The following is a 12,808-nucleotide window of genomic DNA, read 5'->3' on the forward strand; positions in this document are numbered from 1 at the left end:
GACTTTGGACTAATTACTTGAAACTCATCACTCCAGACTAAAAACTCCAAACTCAGTACTCTAAATTACCCCTTCTTAGCTGTTTCCAAATGGTAATGAACTAAATCATCTATAGGTGAACGGATAATTTTACCAACACCCATTTCATAACGGTCAGCAACAATACTTAAAATGTCGCGAAAGCTGTAACCTACAGAACCTACACAGTTTAATTTGTGGTCTTTATAGTTTGGATAGTGAATCACCAAAGCTTCAAAAAATGAAGTAAAGGCATAATCTATGGTACTGAAAGCATAGTCTTCATAGTTATCTTTGAAGTCGTATAAGAATTTACTGAAGCTGGCGCAGAAACGGTTTGGCAAAGGCTTATTGTAAATATTATCAAAAATATCTTCGTTTGTTAAAGCATAATTATCATAAAAAGCTTCACGTAAGCCTTTTGGCATATAGCCTTTCATATAGTCGCTTAAAATGCGTTTCCCAATAAATGAACCGCTACCTTCATCACCCAGGAAATAACCTAATGAATCTATATTAAGGGTAATATCTTTTCCGTCATACAGGCAGGAATTGGTACCGGTTCCTAATATAGCTGCAAATCCGGGCTCGTTACCCAAAAGTGCTCTGCAGGAAGCTAGAAGATCATGACCAACAAAAATTTCGGCATTGGTGAAAATCTGCTTCATGGCATCAGTCACAATCTTTACATTACCAGGGGTAGAGCATCCAGCACCGTAATAATAAACAGCAGTTAATTTTTCTCTTTCCAAGTGGTCTGGAAGGGTTTCATTTAAAGACTTTACAATGTATTCTCCCTTAGAAAAATATGGATTGTAACCCTCGGTATTAAAGTAGATTTTTCTGCCGGCTTCGTTGATCAGGCACCAATTTGTTTTGGTTGATCCACCGTCTGCAATTACTATCATTTTATTTATTTTTTGGTTTTAGCACGATAAAAGTATAAAAACTCTTATATTTTGTATCTTTTTTTTTAATAATTTTTTAACAATTTATTGTTGTTGAAATTTAAGTGTGTAAAAAATACACTATATAGGGGCTTCAATCGCCTTAAAACCTTATTATTATACTTGAAAAGGCATTAGGCTTTTTTTTAATCGTCAAGAATATTTTACAATTTAAGTGCAAATGAATAATAACTTTTTAGATTTTCGGAGCGATACGGTAACGAGGCCAACGCCAGGGATGCTGGATGCCATGATGACTGCCCGGGTAGGTGATGATGTTTTTGGTGAAGATGAAACAGTTGCTGCATTGGAAGAAAAACTCTGCCAGATTTTTAATATGGAAGCAGGATTGTTTTGTCCGTCAGGTACCATGACCAATCAGATTGCGATCAAGTGTTTTACGAAACCCATGGATGAGGTTATCTGCGACCAAACGGCACATGTTTACCGTTATGAAATTGGTGGCATTGCCTTTCATTCTGGTGCTTCCGTCAGGTTGCTGTATGGCGATAGGGGCATTCTGACGCCTGAATTAATTGAGCCTGAAATTAATGAAGATAATATCCATTATCCGGATTCCAGTTTAGTGGTACTGGAAAATACGGTAAATAAAGGTGGTGGAAAATGTTATGACCTGAAGCAGATTGCACCTATTCATCATCTCTGTAATATTAAAGGGTTAAAACTGCACCTGGATGGTGCCCGGATTTTTAATGCCTTGGTGGCCACAGGCGATAAGGCACATGAGTATGGCAAGTATTTCGATGGGATGTCGGTTTGTTTATCAAAAGGTTTGGGTGCGCCGGTGGGATCGGTATTACTGGGCAATAAGGATATGATCAGGAAAGCCCGTAAAATTAGAAAGGCCTTTGGTGGTGGAATGCGCCAGGCAGGCTTTTTGGCTGCAGCAGGGATTTATGCGCTGGATCATCACATCGAGCGCCTTCAGGAGGATCATCAACATGCCGGGGCAATAGCTGAAGCACTGTTACGTACAAAATATGTGCTTTCTGTAATGCCGGTTGAAACCAATATTGTTATTTTTGAGGTGGCTGCGGGAACGGCAGAGAAAATTGCAAATCAGCTCAAAGATAAAGGATTGCTGTGCGGTACAACGAGTGCCAGTACAGTGCGGCTGGTAACGCATTTGGATCTGAGCGCTGAAATGATTGACCGTGCCATTGAAATCATATTACATTTGTAGTAAAGTTGACAGCCAGTAGTTATGGCACCGCTTGTTCACCAATTATTGTATTAAATAAAGTAAATTGCCAAATGCCTGAAAATTCTAACCTCCCGATATCGATTTCAAAAATCCTCATTGCCAACCGGGGCGAAATTGCGCTGCGCATTATGCGTTCGGCAAAAGAAATGGGGATTAAAACGGTAGCTGTTTTTTCTGAAGCTGATCGCAATGCGTTGCATGTACGTTATGCCGATGAAGCCATATTTATCGGCCCGGCACCATCTAACCAAAGTTACCTGGTTGGTGAAAAAATTATTGATGCCTGTAAAAAAACCGGTGCTGAAGCCATCCATCCTGGTTATGGTTTTTTGTCTGAAAATGCAGGCTTTGCGAAAATGGTGGCAGATGCCGGATTAATTTTGATTGGCCCATCTGCAGTGGCCATGGAAATCATGGGCAATAAATTATCGGCAAAAGCAGCTGCCTTGAAATATAACATCCCCATGGTTCCCGGAACGGAAGAAGCCATTACCAATGTGAATGAAGCAAAAGAAAGGGCAGTTGAAGTAGGCTTTCCTATTCTGATCAAAGCTGCTGCAGGTGGTGGTGGAAAAGGTATGCGGATTGTGGAAAGTGTGTCTGATTTTGAAGAACAGATGGATCTGGCCGTGAGCGAGGCTACATCTGCATTTGGTGATGGGGCCGTGTTTATAGAACGCTATGTTACTTCACCCAGACATATCGAAATTCAAATTCTTGGAGATCATCATGGCAACATTGTTCATCTGTTTGAACGGGAATGTTCCGTGCAGCGCCGGCACCAGAAGGTGGTGGAAGAAGCCCCTTCATCTGTTCTTTCACCTGAAATCAGGGAAAAAATGGGTAAATGTGCAATTGATGTAGCCCGCTCTGTACATTATACCGGTGCCGGAACTGTAGAATTTATCCTCGATGAAAATCACGATTTTTTCTTTCTGGAAATGAATACGCGCTTGCAGGTGGAACATCCTGTTACGGAATTTATTACCGGTGTTGATTTGGTAAAAGAGCAAATCAAAATTGCTGAAGGAAAGCCTCTAAGTTTTAGTCAGGATGATTTAAAAATTAATGGCCATGCAGTTGAACTTCGCGTATATGCAGAAGATCCCAATCATAACTTTCTTCCTGATATCGGAACGCTTCAATCCTATAAAATACCAAAAGGCAATGGTGTAAGGGTGGATGATGGTTTTGAACAAGGCATGGAAATCCCGATTTATTATGACCCGATGATTGCCAAACTGATTACGTATGGAAAGGATCGGGAGGAAGCCATATCCAGAATGTTGAGGGCCATAGCAGAATATGAGATTACCGGGATAGAAACCACACTGGCTTTTGGTAAATTTGTCATGCAGCATGAAGCCTTTAAAAGCGGAAATTTTGATACCCATTTTGTTGCTAACTATTTCAGACCAGATGAATTAAAAGCAATAAATGAAGAGGAAGCGATGATTGCCGCAATTGTTGCTGCAAAATTCTTTAAAAAAGATGTATTTAAGGAAGCGCCTTTGCAGGTGTCTCCACCATCCTCCAACTGGAGAAAAAACAGATTAAAATATTAATTCAGGTTTCATCAGGCCGTTACTTTATCAATGGCAAAATGAAATCTCAACACTGATAACACATGTTTACCGGAATTATAGAAACACTGGGCGAAGTTACCGCCATTAAAAATGATCATACCAATATTCATTTTACCATTTCATCAGCCATTAGCCACGAACTCAAAATAGATCAGAGTGTGGCGCACAATGGTGTGTGCCTTACAGTGGTATCGCTTCAGGATGGGGCGCACACCGTAACGGCTATTGACGAAACATTGCGCAAAAGCAGTTTAATTAATTTAAAGGTGGGTAGCCGGATAAACCTGGAAAGGTGTATGCAAATGAATGCGCGTTTGGATGGCCATATTGTGCAGGGGCATGTTGACCAGACAGCTGTTTGTGTTAAACGGGAAGAACTGGACGGTAGCTGGGAATATCGTTTTAAATATGATGCAGGTACAGGAAATGTAACGGTAGAAAAGGGATCGGCCTGTGTAAACGGGATTAGCTTAACGGTTGTAAATTCTGCTGATAACGAATTTTCGGTCTTTATTATTCCATACACTTTTGAGCATACTAACCTGCAGGAAGTACATGTTGGGGATACCGTTAATTTAGAGTTTGATATTATTGGCAAGTACGTGGCCAGATTAATGAATAAATAATTGCCTTTTAATCAATCGGGATGTACAGTAAAGATGAAGCGGCCAGGTTAAGGCAACAGTTCTGGATTAGTTTTGGGCAGTACATGAAACCTGTACCTTCGGCCAGTGGCAGCACGGTTCATTGGATCAATTATAAAACAGGCGTAAAAAATATCTTCTTCAAAATGGATGTTGACAATAAAAAGGCAACAATTGCTATTCAGTTGTCTCATTCAGATCAGGATATTCGCCACCTCATTTTTGATCAGTTTGAAGAATTTAAATTAATGCTCACCAATACCTTAGAAGAGGAGTGGGACTGGAGGAGAGATTTTACGGATGATTACGGAAAAACGATCAGTCAGATATCAATTACTTTACCTGGAGTAAGCATTTTTAACCAGCAACACTGGCCAGCACTCATTTCATTTTTTAAGCCAAGAATTATTGCGCTGGATGATTTCTGGGATCATGTGAAACCGGTTTTTGAAGATCTGGTCTAATCAGTCAGGTGCAATTGTGCTATTCTTTCTTTGGCAAACTTAATTTCTGAATGATCATCTTCTGCATGAGGTTTACTGCCGAGATAAAGCTTATAATAATTTAGAGCAGGTTTAGTCTGTTTCAGTTTGGTATCATAAAGTGTGGCCAGGCGATAGTAAAGTGTTGGCATTACCTTAAACAGTAATCCTTTTTTATAGGCTGCATTGGCTAACTTAAATTGATTATTTTCTTCATAACTTAAGCCTAATAATGCATAGTAACTTGCCGTATTTGGGGAGATGGCCTCCTCAATTGTTCTCCTGGCGTAAACTGCGGCCATTTTATAATTTTTAAGGTATCGATAACTTAAGCTGGTAAAATATAAAGTGTTTTCATTTTGCATCAAAAGTTTTTCAAGTCTGGAAAAATAATTAATAGCCTGATTATATTTTTTAGTGTAATAGTAGGCTTTTGCTACGTCCTTAATTACGCTGGCATCATCTCCGTCTTTTAATAACATTTCGCCGGAAGTAATCACTTCCTGGTATTTTTTTAGCTGATTGGCCAGGGGAAGTTTTGCTTTTTGCAATACCAGGTTTTCACTGTCTGCCTTAATGGCGATATCCAGCACATGATAAGCCTTTTCATATTCCTGGCTTACGCCGTGTACTTCTGCCAGGTCAACCGCAATATCTGCTTCATTGGGATTAAGCCGGTTTGCCTTAAGGAGGTAAACCAACTTCATAGAGTCTTTTACTGAAGGATATAAATTAGCGAGAAGCTTATAAACACTAAAATTATTGCTGTCTATTTGAACGATTTCGCCATAATATTTTTTCGCCAGTTGTTGGTTTCCCCGCCGGGTGCTGATACTCCCAAGACTAAATAGAATAGGCAGACTTTGCGGTTGGAGCTGGTATGCCTTGCTATAGTATTTCTCGGCTTCTACATTGTTGCCCGCCATCAAAAAACAATAACCTATTTGGGTGAGCACTTTTTGATCGGTTGTACTATCTGTGAATATGCTTTTTAAATATAAAGCGGCATCTGCATATTTCTGATTTTGATACAGATCGAATAATTTTTCCTTATCAACAAGCGCAGACTGAGCATCACACTGTTGGGAAAATACCATAAGCAGCAGGAAGTAAAATATATTTTTCATCACTTCAATATTTTAAACTAATTTATTAGTTATAAGTGATGATTCCAAATTTTTCTGGAAGATGAGGTAAATAAAAACAAATTGGGTGCGTGTGGGTTTATAAGAATATTAGTATAAATTTAAATAAAGAACCTATGAATACCTTACAGAAATTCGAATTGATGGAAAAGATTGTGCGTGAGTTAGAGGATTTACAAAATTCGCAAACAGCACTGATCCAAAAAATTGGCAAAATTGAAGTGGATAATATCGAACTAGGCGATGGCAGGTTAGAAAAGGATTTACCGGATATCCACCAAAATTTAGCAGATAACTTAGACACTATATCAGGAATTTTAGATTACTTTGCAGGCAAAACACAAAATTTTGGCGATAAGAACAATGTTGATGCCTTGAAAGAACAAGAAGCCATCAACAATGCAACTAGCTAATTTAACTTAACCCTATTTTATATGAAATCTTTATCATTAACTATTGCCTGTTTATTTGCTTGTTTTTTTGCAAGCGCACAGGTATTACCAACCTTCCAGCTAGGTTTAAAAGCCGGAGCAAATTTTTCAAAGTTTGATAGCGATAATACTTTCAGTAGTGATAATCGTGCCGGTTTTTACGGCGGTTTGTGGGCAAGGATTGGTGGGGCAGGCGTTCATTTTCAACCAGAGCTTTACATCTCAGGTAAGAAAACGAACTTAGTTAGTGATGCAACAGGTCAGGTAAATAAAGTGAGTTTTACCAGTTTAGATGTTCCGTTATTGGTTGGAACTAAAATTGGTGCTTTGGGTGTTGGCGTTAGATTAAACACCGGACCAATGGTTTCATTTATTTTAGACGAAAAACAAAGTTTTGGTCAGGCTACCGGAAATGTTTTTAATGGAAACTTTAAAAATCAGGCATTTGCATGGCAATTTGGTGCAGCACTTGATATTAAGAAATTAAGCATCGATGCGCGTTACGAATTGGGCTTGTCTAAATTAAATAAAGATGGTTACCCTGGAACAAAGCTGAATTTGTTTACCGTTGGTTTGGGATATAGAATTTTTTAATCTGATACTAAATGATCAGTATAGGAGAGGGCAGACATTTGATCTGCCCTTTTTTTATGATGTTTATTTAGAGATCAACCTCTGTCAGCTCATACGCATAAGAACCATTTTTAGGAACAATAGGCGTTTCTCTTCCTACACTTAAGGCTTTAATAAATGAAGCGCCGAAATAAAATATAAGTGAAGAGTAAAATACAAAAAGCATAATCACAATAATAGATCCGGCTGATCCATAAATGTTGCTGATATTACTCAGTGGAAGCAAAATCCTTAAAATATATTTACCCACGGTAAAGAGACAGCCGGTAAGTAAGCCTCCTGAAATGGCTGCTTTCCAGGTGGGTCTGCCATTGGTAAGGTATCTGAACAGCATGGTAAACCAGGTAGTAACAATAATAACAAAGATGATTTGATTCAGTATGGAGGTTAATATCAGACTAAATGACGGTGAACTGCTTTTTAAATAGGCACCAATAATGGCCTGAACACTATCTGCCAGTAAGCCGATAAAAAATAAGATTCCGGCAAAGAGGATTATCGTAACAGATATCGCTCTTGATTTAAGGGTATTAATGATGCCTTTCTTATCCTTATTGCCAATATTCCAGATTTGCTCTAAAGAATTTTTAATCACATTAAAAAGGGTAGTGGCAACAAACAGAAAAAATACGAAACTGAATAAAGTAATATACCAGGCCTGATCAATTCCCCTGATATTGCGAAGGGTTAATTTGATCTGTTTAATACTGTCTTCATCCAGGATGTTGGCCAGACGCTGAAAAATATTAGTGAATAAAATACGCCTGTCGGTAAACATACCAAATAAGCGGATGAGAATAATCAATATCGGTGGAAGTGCAAAATTGGTAAAGAATGCCGTTGCGCCAGCTAATCTTAATGGATCGTTTTGTTGAAATAAGATAAATGCATTTTTCGAAGTAGAGAAAAAGAAGCTTAATTTATCCTTTAGTTTTAACAGCATGTTTCATTCTTAAAGCCCCGAAAATACTCAAAATACTTTATTCGTAATCCTTTGTATCTGTTTTTGTTATTTAATCCGCCTTTTTAAACACGAGCAGCACTTTTTCGTCATTCAGCAGGGTTAGTTTCCCATCCGTTACTTTCGCCTGGTTTACCTGGTTAATGGCCTGTACATATGCACGTTCGGCTGCATCTGTTTCCTGGCAAAACATCCTGGTACTGATGACATCTTGCAATTTAATCCTGCGATCTGCTTTTTCAATTTTTCCTCCATAGGAATTACAAAAAGATTTACCGCTAACTTTCAAGCTATCACCAAAATTAAGTGTTGCTTTAGCATTCGCAGGTAAGGTAAGTCCTGGCAATTCAGTTAATTCCCATTTGGTATGTGCTAATTTCTTTGGATCGTTTTTTTCCAGACAGGCACTAAAAAGACAGAGGCTAATGCCAAGGATAAATAGATTTTTCATAAGTATTGCGATTTCTGATGATCAACAAAAATTAATCCAATAATTTATTTGAGGGTAAATGTTATAAAACTAAATTTTTAATCGGAGGTAAGAAATAAAGATAATAAATTAGCAGAAAAAAAGCGACAATAAAATCTATGAAAACTACAGCATTCGCCATTCTGCTTTCCATCAGTTTATTCGCCTGTAAGCAAAGCAAGCTGGAACAAACTTATGTTCCTAAAGCCTACGCCAATGAGGATTTTAATGAATTTCCAAAGGTTAAAAATGAAATCTTAAATATTGTCACTGTTGAACCCTCAAAACCTGAAGACAGGGAAACTTTTACCATTCAGTTTAAAGATACCACTATAGCGATTCAGGATAAGCCTAAGCCTTTAGCCAATCAGTTTAAACAAGCCAGGTTTATCAATACACAGAAAACTGCTGCATTGGTTCAGGTTGAAGATGGTTCAGGCTTGGTTTCTCCATTTTATGTGATTTCTTTAAAGGACGGCAAAGTTGGTGTAACCAGTTTATACAAGGCATCAGCAGGGAAAAGTGATAAAAAATATACCAAGGGAATAGAGGAGATGAGTTTAAGCAATATTATTGTGAATAATGATTTTACCATTGCTTTGGTGAATGGGAAGATTTATCCCATCAAAAGACAAAATGAAAGTGAACGCATTCAAGGCGATTTTTTATTCAATTCATCAGATAAGCAAACCCTGGTTTTTTTAACCGGCAACGCACTTTATCAGGTTAATTACCGTACAGGAGAAACGGCTACACTTAAACTTCCTGCCAATGTTGTGCAATCTGGCAATGTGGCCAATGAAATCAGAAAGGGTTATAGCTGGGCTACAAATGCAAAAGGAGCTTCTTTTCTAAAGCAAAATCCAGATGATGACCGGATTGTAGACATCAGCGAATTTAAAAAGTAGTTCATTATCCGGCAAGCATTGATCGAAAGGTAAGGTTGATCCTTGGCGTGCTGATCTTTTTTGTTGGAGGTAAACGGTGTAGCCAATGCGTTTGGGTGGCATCTTTCATCTCCAGCAAACTTCCGTTTTCTAAAAACAGGCCAATGGTTTCTTTAGTTGTTTTATGTTTAAAAAGAAACTTTCTTTCGGCGCCAAAACTCATTGAGGCAATACTGGTATTTTTGCCCAGGGCTTTTTCATCATCACTGTGGTATGCCATGCCTTCATCTCCATTGTGGTAAAGGTTTAACAGGCAGGAATTGTAGGTTGATCTGGTGTTTTCCTCTGCAATTTGTTTGAGTTCAGTTAATTCCATGGTCCACGGAAGTGCATATTTGGTCGCATTTGAATAGGTATAAGCATATTTTTTATCGCCATACCAGGCCACCTTTCTTTTGGTAATGATGTGTTTGCCCATGATGTAAGCTTCATCATTTTTCCATTCAATGGTATTCAGGAGTGCTTCGTAATAGGCATTCGCCTTTTCGATGGAAAACAATTGCCCGAAATACCGTACTGTTCCATCATAGGGAAGGAAGTTGTGATTCACATCTTGTATTGTACTAAACAAATCCATTTTTACCGCTTTAAATTTTGCTGTTCAGCTGTTTTTGCGGCCTCCCAGCCAATCATGACCATTTTACGCTCAGTGCCCCAGTGGTAACCGCCTAATGCTCCACTGGCCTGGATTACCCGATGGCAGGGAATTAAAAATGCTACAGGATTATCACCAATGGCTGTGCCCACTGCCCGGCATGCTTTTGGATTTTGAAGTTTGCTGGCAATGCTGCCATAAGTGGACAACTTACCCATCGGAATTTTTAATAAGGTTTCCCATACTTTTAATTGAAAATCAGTACCTTTTAAATGGAGTTTAATTTCCTGTAACTTGGACCAGTCATTCTGGAAAATAAACAGCGCATTTTGTTGCATGCGATCTAACTGGTGATGAAAATTTGCTGCTGGAAATTTGGAAATCAATTGTGCTAGTGCGATTTGCTCATTTTCTATAAAAACCAGATGACAAATGCCTTTTGGTGTTGCGGCCACAATGATATTTCCAAAGGGTGTTTCAGCAAAGCTGTAATTAACATTTAAATTTGCACCTCCGTTTTTATATTCGCCGGGAGTCATTCCTTCAATATTAACAAACAAATCATGTAGCCTGCTGGTTCCGGATAATCCGGTTTCCATTGCCGTTTCAAATAACGAGGCCTGATTTTCTTTGAGGCATTTTTTCGCGTAACCAATGCTAATATACTGTAGAAACCTCTTCGGACTTGTACCTGCCCATTCGCTAAATAGCCGCTGAAAATGGTATGGGCTTAAATTTGCCTTTTCAGCAATCTCTTCCAGACTGGGTTGTTTTTTGAAGTTTAACTGGATATATTTAATCGCATCGGCAATTCTATGGTAGTTAATGTCTTCTTGTGTTTTCATATCCTCATTTCTTACCCGCAAAACTAATAAAGAAATGAAGTAGATGATACCCGATAATTGCTAAGTTCCATTGCATGACCAGCATCTGACTATAACTTATCCTCTCTTTTTACCAAAAGAAAGTCATCATCATTTAATGCCAGGTAACCAAATTCATAGCAAAAGAGATAACACTTGCCATTTTGAGTTTGATAAATGTGGGTATGGTAATCAAAGTTGAAGCCTGCGTTTAGCATTCTCTTTCTTGATATTTTAACTTTCCCATCAGGGTTAAATTTAGATAGAAGTGTACGGTTTTTTTTAAGAATTGAATTAATCCTGTTAAATACAATACCGTTTTCACTCTTTAAACGATTATTGTAATTATTACGACAACTATCATCACAAAATTTTTTATCAGTTCGGCCTTTAACAGCCTCGCCACAATCTAAACACAAGCGTTCCATATATATAATCAGGTTTATATTATGGGATGATGATTAAAAATAATAAAATTTTATCTCTGTACAAAATGCGATCATGACGCATTACATCCTTTTAGTTAGGGGCTGTAGATTTACCCTGGGCTTCTGCCTGTTGAAAATCTTTCCTGATTTGTAGCATAGAGATGGTGTTGAAGATAGAATGAACAGGAGATTTCATGTGGTAACGTCCTAATGTGGTCGAATTGATGTAAACCTGCTTTTCTTCAAAGAGCACTGTAATTTCCTTTCCCCAGCTAAATAGTCCTGTTTCCTTTTTAAATTTTATAATGTTTTGCCCTGAATCATCTATTTTAAGCGATGGATATCTATGTTTTAAAATTTGAACCATCTTTAACCGGTTTAAGTTAGGGTTTGATCCTTTGATCAGGATCAAGTGATTCATTAAATAAAGACTAACGAGCATGAAGATAACAAAAGCCACACTGAGGCAAAGCGAAGTAAATGTTAGTTTATTGCTCTTATTCATCAATGGCAAAAGAGGCAAGGCTAAAAAAATTAACCAGACGAGGTTTTCAAAAACTCTATTGATCAATAATTCAGTATTAAAATAGAATACTAATCGACCTCTTTGAATACTTTTTTGCCTGTTAATTTGTGATCTCACCATTAAATGTAAGCATATGAAATGGTTTAAGAAATATAAATCCTCTGTTTTCCCGTTTGCATACTAAATCCGTTACCTCAGTCATCTTAAAAAAAATGTTCAGCAGCATATCATACAGTTAATTGATGCTTAAGCTTGAAATGATCGTTACCACAAAGTTATCTGAATCTGAATATCTGATCATGATTGAAATACAACATACACAAATACCTACGCTGTTTACTTTCATCATAAATTAAATAAGGCTTATAAATCAAATTGAAGGGTAATGGCCTCCTAAATCCGTTTATAAACGTTTATAAACGACTATAACTGTTTAACATCCGAATAAATTTTTTCACTGTCTGCACCTTTGTTCTGTCGATAGCGAGGAAAGCTATTGTTCATTAATGATTAAGAAACTTAAATTTAAAAGATTATGGAAAGTGCAATTAACAAAGTAGTATTAAGTGGTTTTGCAGGAGCAGACGCTGAGGTAAGAAACATTTCAGGAAATCAAAGATTGGCGAAAGTAAATCTAGCCGTAAATGAATATTACAAGAATGCATCAGGTGAAGAGGTTAAAAAAACAAACTGGTTTACACTAACATTCTGGAATGATAAAGCCGACCTTGCCTCTGCTCAGATCAAGAAAGGAACCAGATTAACCATTGAAGGTAAATTATTATCAGGATCATACGTGGCGAAAGACGGATCTAAAAAGTTTACAACAGACATTGTGGTGAGTGAAGTTGCCATTAAAGAGATCGATTTGTCAAATTAGGCAACTGTAGCATAAAGTAATTGAGTTG

The 12,808-nt window shown here is 37.7% G+C and carries 16 protein-coding genes; 8 read left to right on the forward strand and 8 right to left on the reverse strand.

Going from position 1 to position 12,808, the window contains the following annotated elements:
* Nucleotides 1-65: 65 nt before the first annotated feature.
* Entirely contained in the window at nt 66-926 is an 861-nt protein-coding gene (locus OQ267_RS14955) for an N-acetylglucosamine kinase (protein WP_088300038.1), read from the reverse strand.
* Between the two features lie 220 nt (nt 927-1,146).
* Here OQ267_RS14955 and OQ267_RS14960 point away from each other — a divergent pair, with 220 nt between their 5' ends.
* From OQ267_RS14960 to OQ267_RS14975, 4 genes are all read left to right on the forward strand, one after another.
* The gene (locus OQ267_RS14960; protein ID WP_088300037.1) at nt 1,147-2,169 is read left to right on the forward strand and encodes a threonine aldolase family protein; all 1,023 of its coding nucleotides are present in this window, start codon (nt 1,147-1,149) and stop codon (nt 2,167-2,169) included.
* A gap of 71 nt (nt 2,170-2,240) precedes the next feature.
* On the forward strand, nt 2,241-3,755 hold the full coding sequence (accC, locus tag OQ267_RS14965; RefSeq protein ID WP_265836603.1) for an acetyl-CoA carboxylase biotin carboxylase subunit: 1,515 nt from the start codon (nt 2,241-2,243) through the stop codon (nt 3,753-3,755).
* Between the two features lie 62 nt (nt 3,756-3,817).
* A complete protein-coding gene (locus OQ267_RS14970) occupies nt 3,818-4,402 on the forward strand; it encodes a riboflavin synthase (RefSeq protein ID WP_088300035.1) in 585 nt (194 codons plus the stop codon).
* A 20-nt stretch (nt 4,403-4,422) separates the two neighbouring features.
* Nucleotides 4,423-4,884 carry a DUF4268 domain-containing protein gene (locus OQ267_RS14975; protein WP_088300034.1) on the forward strand — a complete coding sequence of 154 codons (462 nt, stop codon included), beginning with the start codon at nt 4,423-4,425 and terminating at the stop codon, nt 4,882-4,884.
* On the opposite strand, the gene OQ267_RS14980 is transcribed toward OQ267_RS14975, so the two are convergent.
* A complete protein-coding gene (locus tag OQ267_RS14980) occupies nt 4,881-6,029 on the reverse strand; it encodes a tetratricopeptide repeat protein (RefSeq protein WP_265836604.1) in 1,149 nt (382 codons plus the stop codon). The genes OQ267_RS14975 and OQ267_RS14980 overlap by 4 nt on opposite strands.
* Before the next feature lie 134 nt (nt 6,030-6,163).
* Here OQ267_RS14980 and OQ267_RS14985 point away from each other — a divergent pair, with 134 nt between their 5' ends.
* Both OQ267_RS14985 and OQ267_RS14990 read left to right on the forward strand, forming a co-directional pair.
* Entirely contained in the window at nt 6,164-6,460 is a 297-nt protein-coding gene (locus tag OQ267_RS14985) for a hypothetical protein (protein WP_029283053.1), read from the forward strand.
* 21 nt (nt 6,461-6,481) lie between these two features.
* Nucleotides 6,482-7,072, forward strand: a complete 591-nt coding sequence (locus OQ267_RS14990) for a porin family protein (protein ID WP_088300031.1) — start codon at nt 6,482-6,484, stop codon at nt 7,070-7,072.
* A 67-nt stretch (nt 7,073-7,139) separates the two neighbouring features.
* Here OQ267_RS14990 and OQ267_RS14995 read toward each other — a convergent pair whose 3' ends face one another.
* Together OQ267_RS14995 and OQ267_RS15000 are read right to left on the reverse strand one after the other, a co-directional pair.
* Nucleotides 7,140-8,054, reverse strand: coding sequence for a YihY/virulence factor BrkB family protein (locus OQ267_RS14995; protein WP_088300030.1), 915 nt, complete (start codon nt 8,052-8,054; stop codon nt 7,140-7,142).
* A 70-nt stretch (nt 8,055-8,124) separates the two neighbouring features.
* Nucleotides 8,125-8,523, reverse strand: a complete 399-nt coding sequence (locus OQ267_RS15000; protein ID WP_088300029.1) for an META domain-containing protein — start codon at nt 8,521-8,523, stop codon at nt 8,125-8,127.
* A gap of 137 nt (nt 8,524-8,660) precedes the next feature.
* Between OQ267_RS15000 and OQ267_RS15005 the strand changes: the two genes are divergently transcribed.
* Nucleotides 8,661-9,449 carry a hypothetical protein gene (locus OQ267_RS15005; protein ID WP_265836607.1) on the forward strand — a complete coding sequence of 263 codons (789 nt, stop codon included), beginning with the start codon at nt 8,661-8,663 and terminating at the stop codon, nt 9,447-9,449.
* 4 nt (nt 9,450-9,453) lie between these two features.
* On the opposite strand, the gene OQ267_RS15010 is transcribed toward OQ267_RS15005, so the two are convergent.
* From OQ267_RS15010 to OQ267_RS15025, 4 genes are all read right to left on the reverse strand, one after another.
* Nucleotides 9,454-10,065 (reverse strand): alpha-ketoglutarate-dependent dioxygenase AlkB family protein, encoded by a 612-nt coding sequence (locus tag OQ267_RS15010; RefSeq protein ID WP_088300027.1) that lies wholly within the window; start codon nt 10,063-10,065, stop codon nt 9,454-9,456.
* Between the two features lie 2 nt (nt 10,066-10,067).
* On the reverse strand, nt 10,068-10,928 hold the full coding sequence (locus OQ267_RS15015) for a methylated-DNA--[protein]-cysteine S-methyltransferase (protein ID WP_265836609.1): 861 nt from the start codon (nt 10,926-10,928) through the stop codon (nt 10,068-10,070).
* A gap of 89 nt (nt 10,929-11,017) precedes the next feature.
* On the reverse strand, nt 11,018-11,374 hold the full coding sequence (locus tag OQ267_RS15020) for a hypothetical protein (protein ID WP_265836610.1): 357 nt from the start codon (nt 11,372-11,374) through the stop codon (nt 11,018-11,020).
* 91 nt (nt 11,375-11,465) lie between these two features.
* Nucleotides 11,466-11,741, reverse strand: a complete 276-nt coding sequence (locus OQ267_RS15025) for a hypothetical protein (RefSeq protein WP_265836612.1) — start codon at nt 11,739-11,741, stop codon at nt 11,466-11,468.
* 694 nt (nt 11,742-12,435) lie between these two features.
* On the opposite strand from OQ267_RS15025, the gene OQ267_RS15030 reads away from it, so the two are divergent.
* A complete protein-coding gene (locus OQ267_RS15030; RefSeq protein WP_088300023.1) occupies nt 12,436-12,780 on the forward strand; it encodes a single-stranded DNA-binding protein in 345 nt (114 codons plus the stop codon).
* Nucleotides 12,781-12,808: the final 28 nt, after the last annotated feature.

Origin of the sequence: Pedobacter sp. MR22-3, from assembly GCF_026240075.1 — a bacterium.
Taxonomy (GTDB): domain Bacteria; phylum Bacteroidota; class Bacteroidia; order Sphingobacteriales; family Sphingobacteriaceae; genus Pedobacter.

What these genes read in the sequence shown, in the direction of transcription:
- OQ267_RS14955 (WP_088300038.1), bottom strand. Translation starts at nt 926, where the DNA reads ATGATAGTAATTGCAGACGGTGGATCAACCAAAACAAATTGGTGCCTG.
- OQ267_RS14960 (WP_088300037.1), top strand. Translation starts at nt 1,147, where the DNA reads ATGAATAATAACTTTTTAGATTTTCGGAGCGATACGGTAACGAGGCCA.
- accC (WP_265836603.1), top strand. Translation starts at nt 2,241, where the DNA reads ATGCCTGAAAATTCTAACCTCCCGATATCGATTTCAAAAATCCTCATT.
- OQ267_RS14970 (WP_088300035.1), top strand. Translation starts at nt 3,818, where the DNA reads ATGTTTACCGGAATTATAGAAACACTGGGCGAAGTTACCGCCATTAAA.
- OQ267_RS14975 (WP_088300034.1), top strand. Translation starts at nt 4,423, where the DNA reads ATGTACAGTAAAGATGAAGCGGCCAGGTTAAGGCAACAGTTCTGGATT.
- OQ267_RS14980 (WP_265836604.1), bottom strand. Translation starts at nt 6,029, where the DNA reads ATGAAAAATATATTTTACTTCCTGCTGCTTATGGTATTTTCCCAACAG.
- OQ267_RS14985 (WP_029283053.1), top strand. Translation starts at nt 6,164, where the DNA reads ATGAATACCTTACAGAAATTCGAATTGATGGAAAAGATTGTGCGTGAG.
- OQ267_RS14990 (WP_088300031.1), top strand. Translation starts at nt 6,482, where the DNA reads ATGAAATCTTTATCATTAACTATTGCCTGTTTATTTGCTTGTTTTTTT.
- OQ267_RS14995 (WP_088300030.1), bottom strand. Translation starts at nt 8,054, where the DNA reads ATGCTGTTAAAACTAAAGGATAAATTAAGCTTCTTTTTCTCTACTTCG.
- OQ267_RS15000 (WP_088300029.1), bottom strand. Translation starts at nt 8,523, where the DNA reads ATGAAAAATCTATTTATCCTTGGCATTAGCCTCTGTCTTTTTAGTGCC.
- OQ267_RS15005 (WP_265836607.1), top strand. Translation starts at nt 8,661, where the DNA reads ATGAAAACTACAGCATTCGCCATTCTGCTTTCCATCAGTTTATTCGCC.
- OQ267_RS15010 (WP_088300027.1), bottom strand. Translation starts at nt 10,065, where the DNA reads ATGGATTTGTTTAGTACAATACAAGATGTGAATCACAACTTCCTTCCC.
- OQ267_RS15015 (WP_265836609.1), bottom strand. Translation starts at nt 10,928, where the DNA reads ATGAAAACACAAGAAGACATTAACTACCATAGAATTGCCGATGCGATT.
- OQ267_RS15020 (WP_265836610.1), bottom strand. Translation starts at nt 11,374, where the DNA reads ATGGAACGCTTGTGTTTAGATTGTGGCGAGGCTGTTAAAGGCCGAACT.
- OQ267_RS15025 (WP_265836612.1), bottom strand. Translation starts at nt 11,741, where the DNA reads ATGGTTCAAATTTTAAAACATAGATATCCATCGCTTAAAATAGATGAT.
- OQ267_RS15030 (WP_088300023.1), top strand. Translation starts at nt 12,436, where the DNA reads ATGGAAAGTGCAATTAACAAAGTAGTATTAAGTGGTTTTGCAGGAGCA.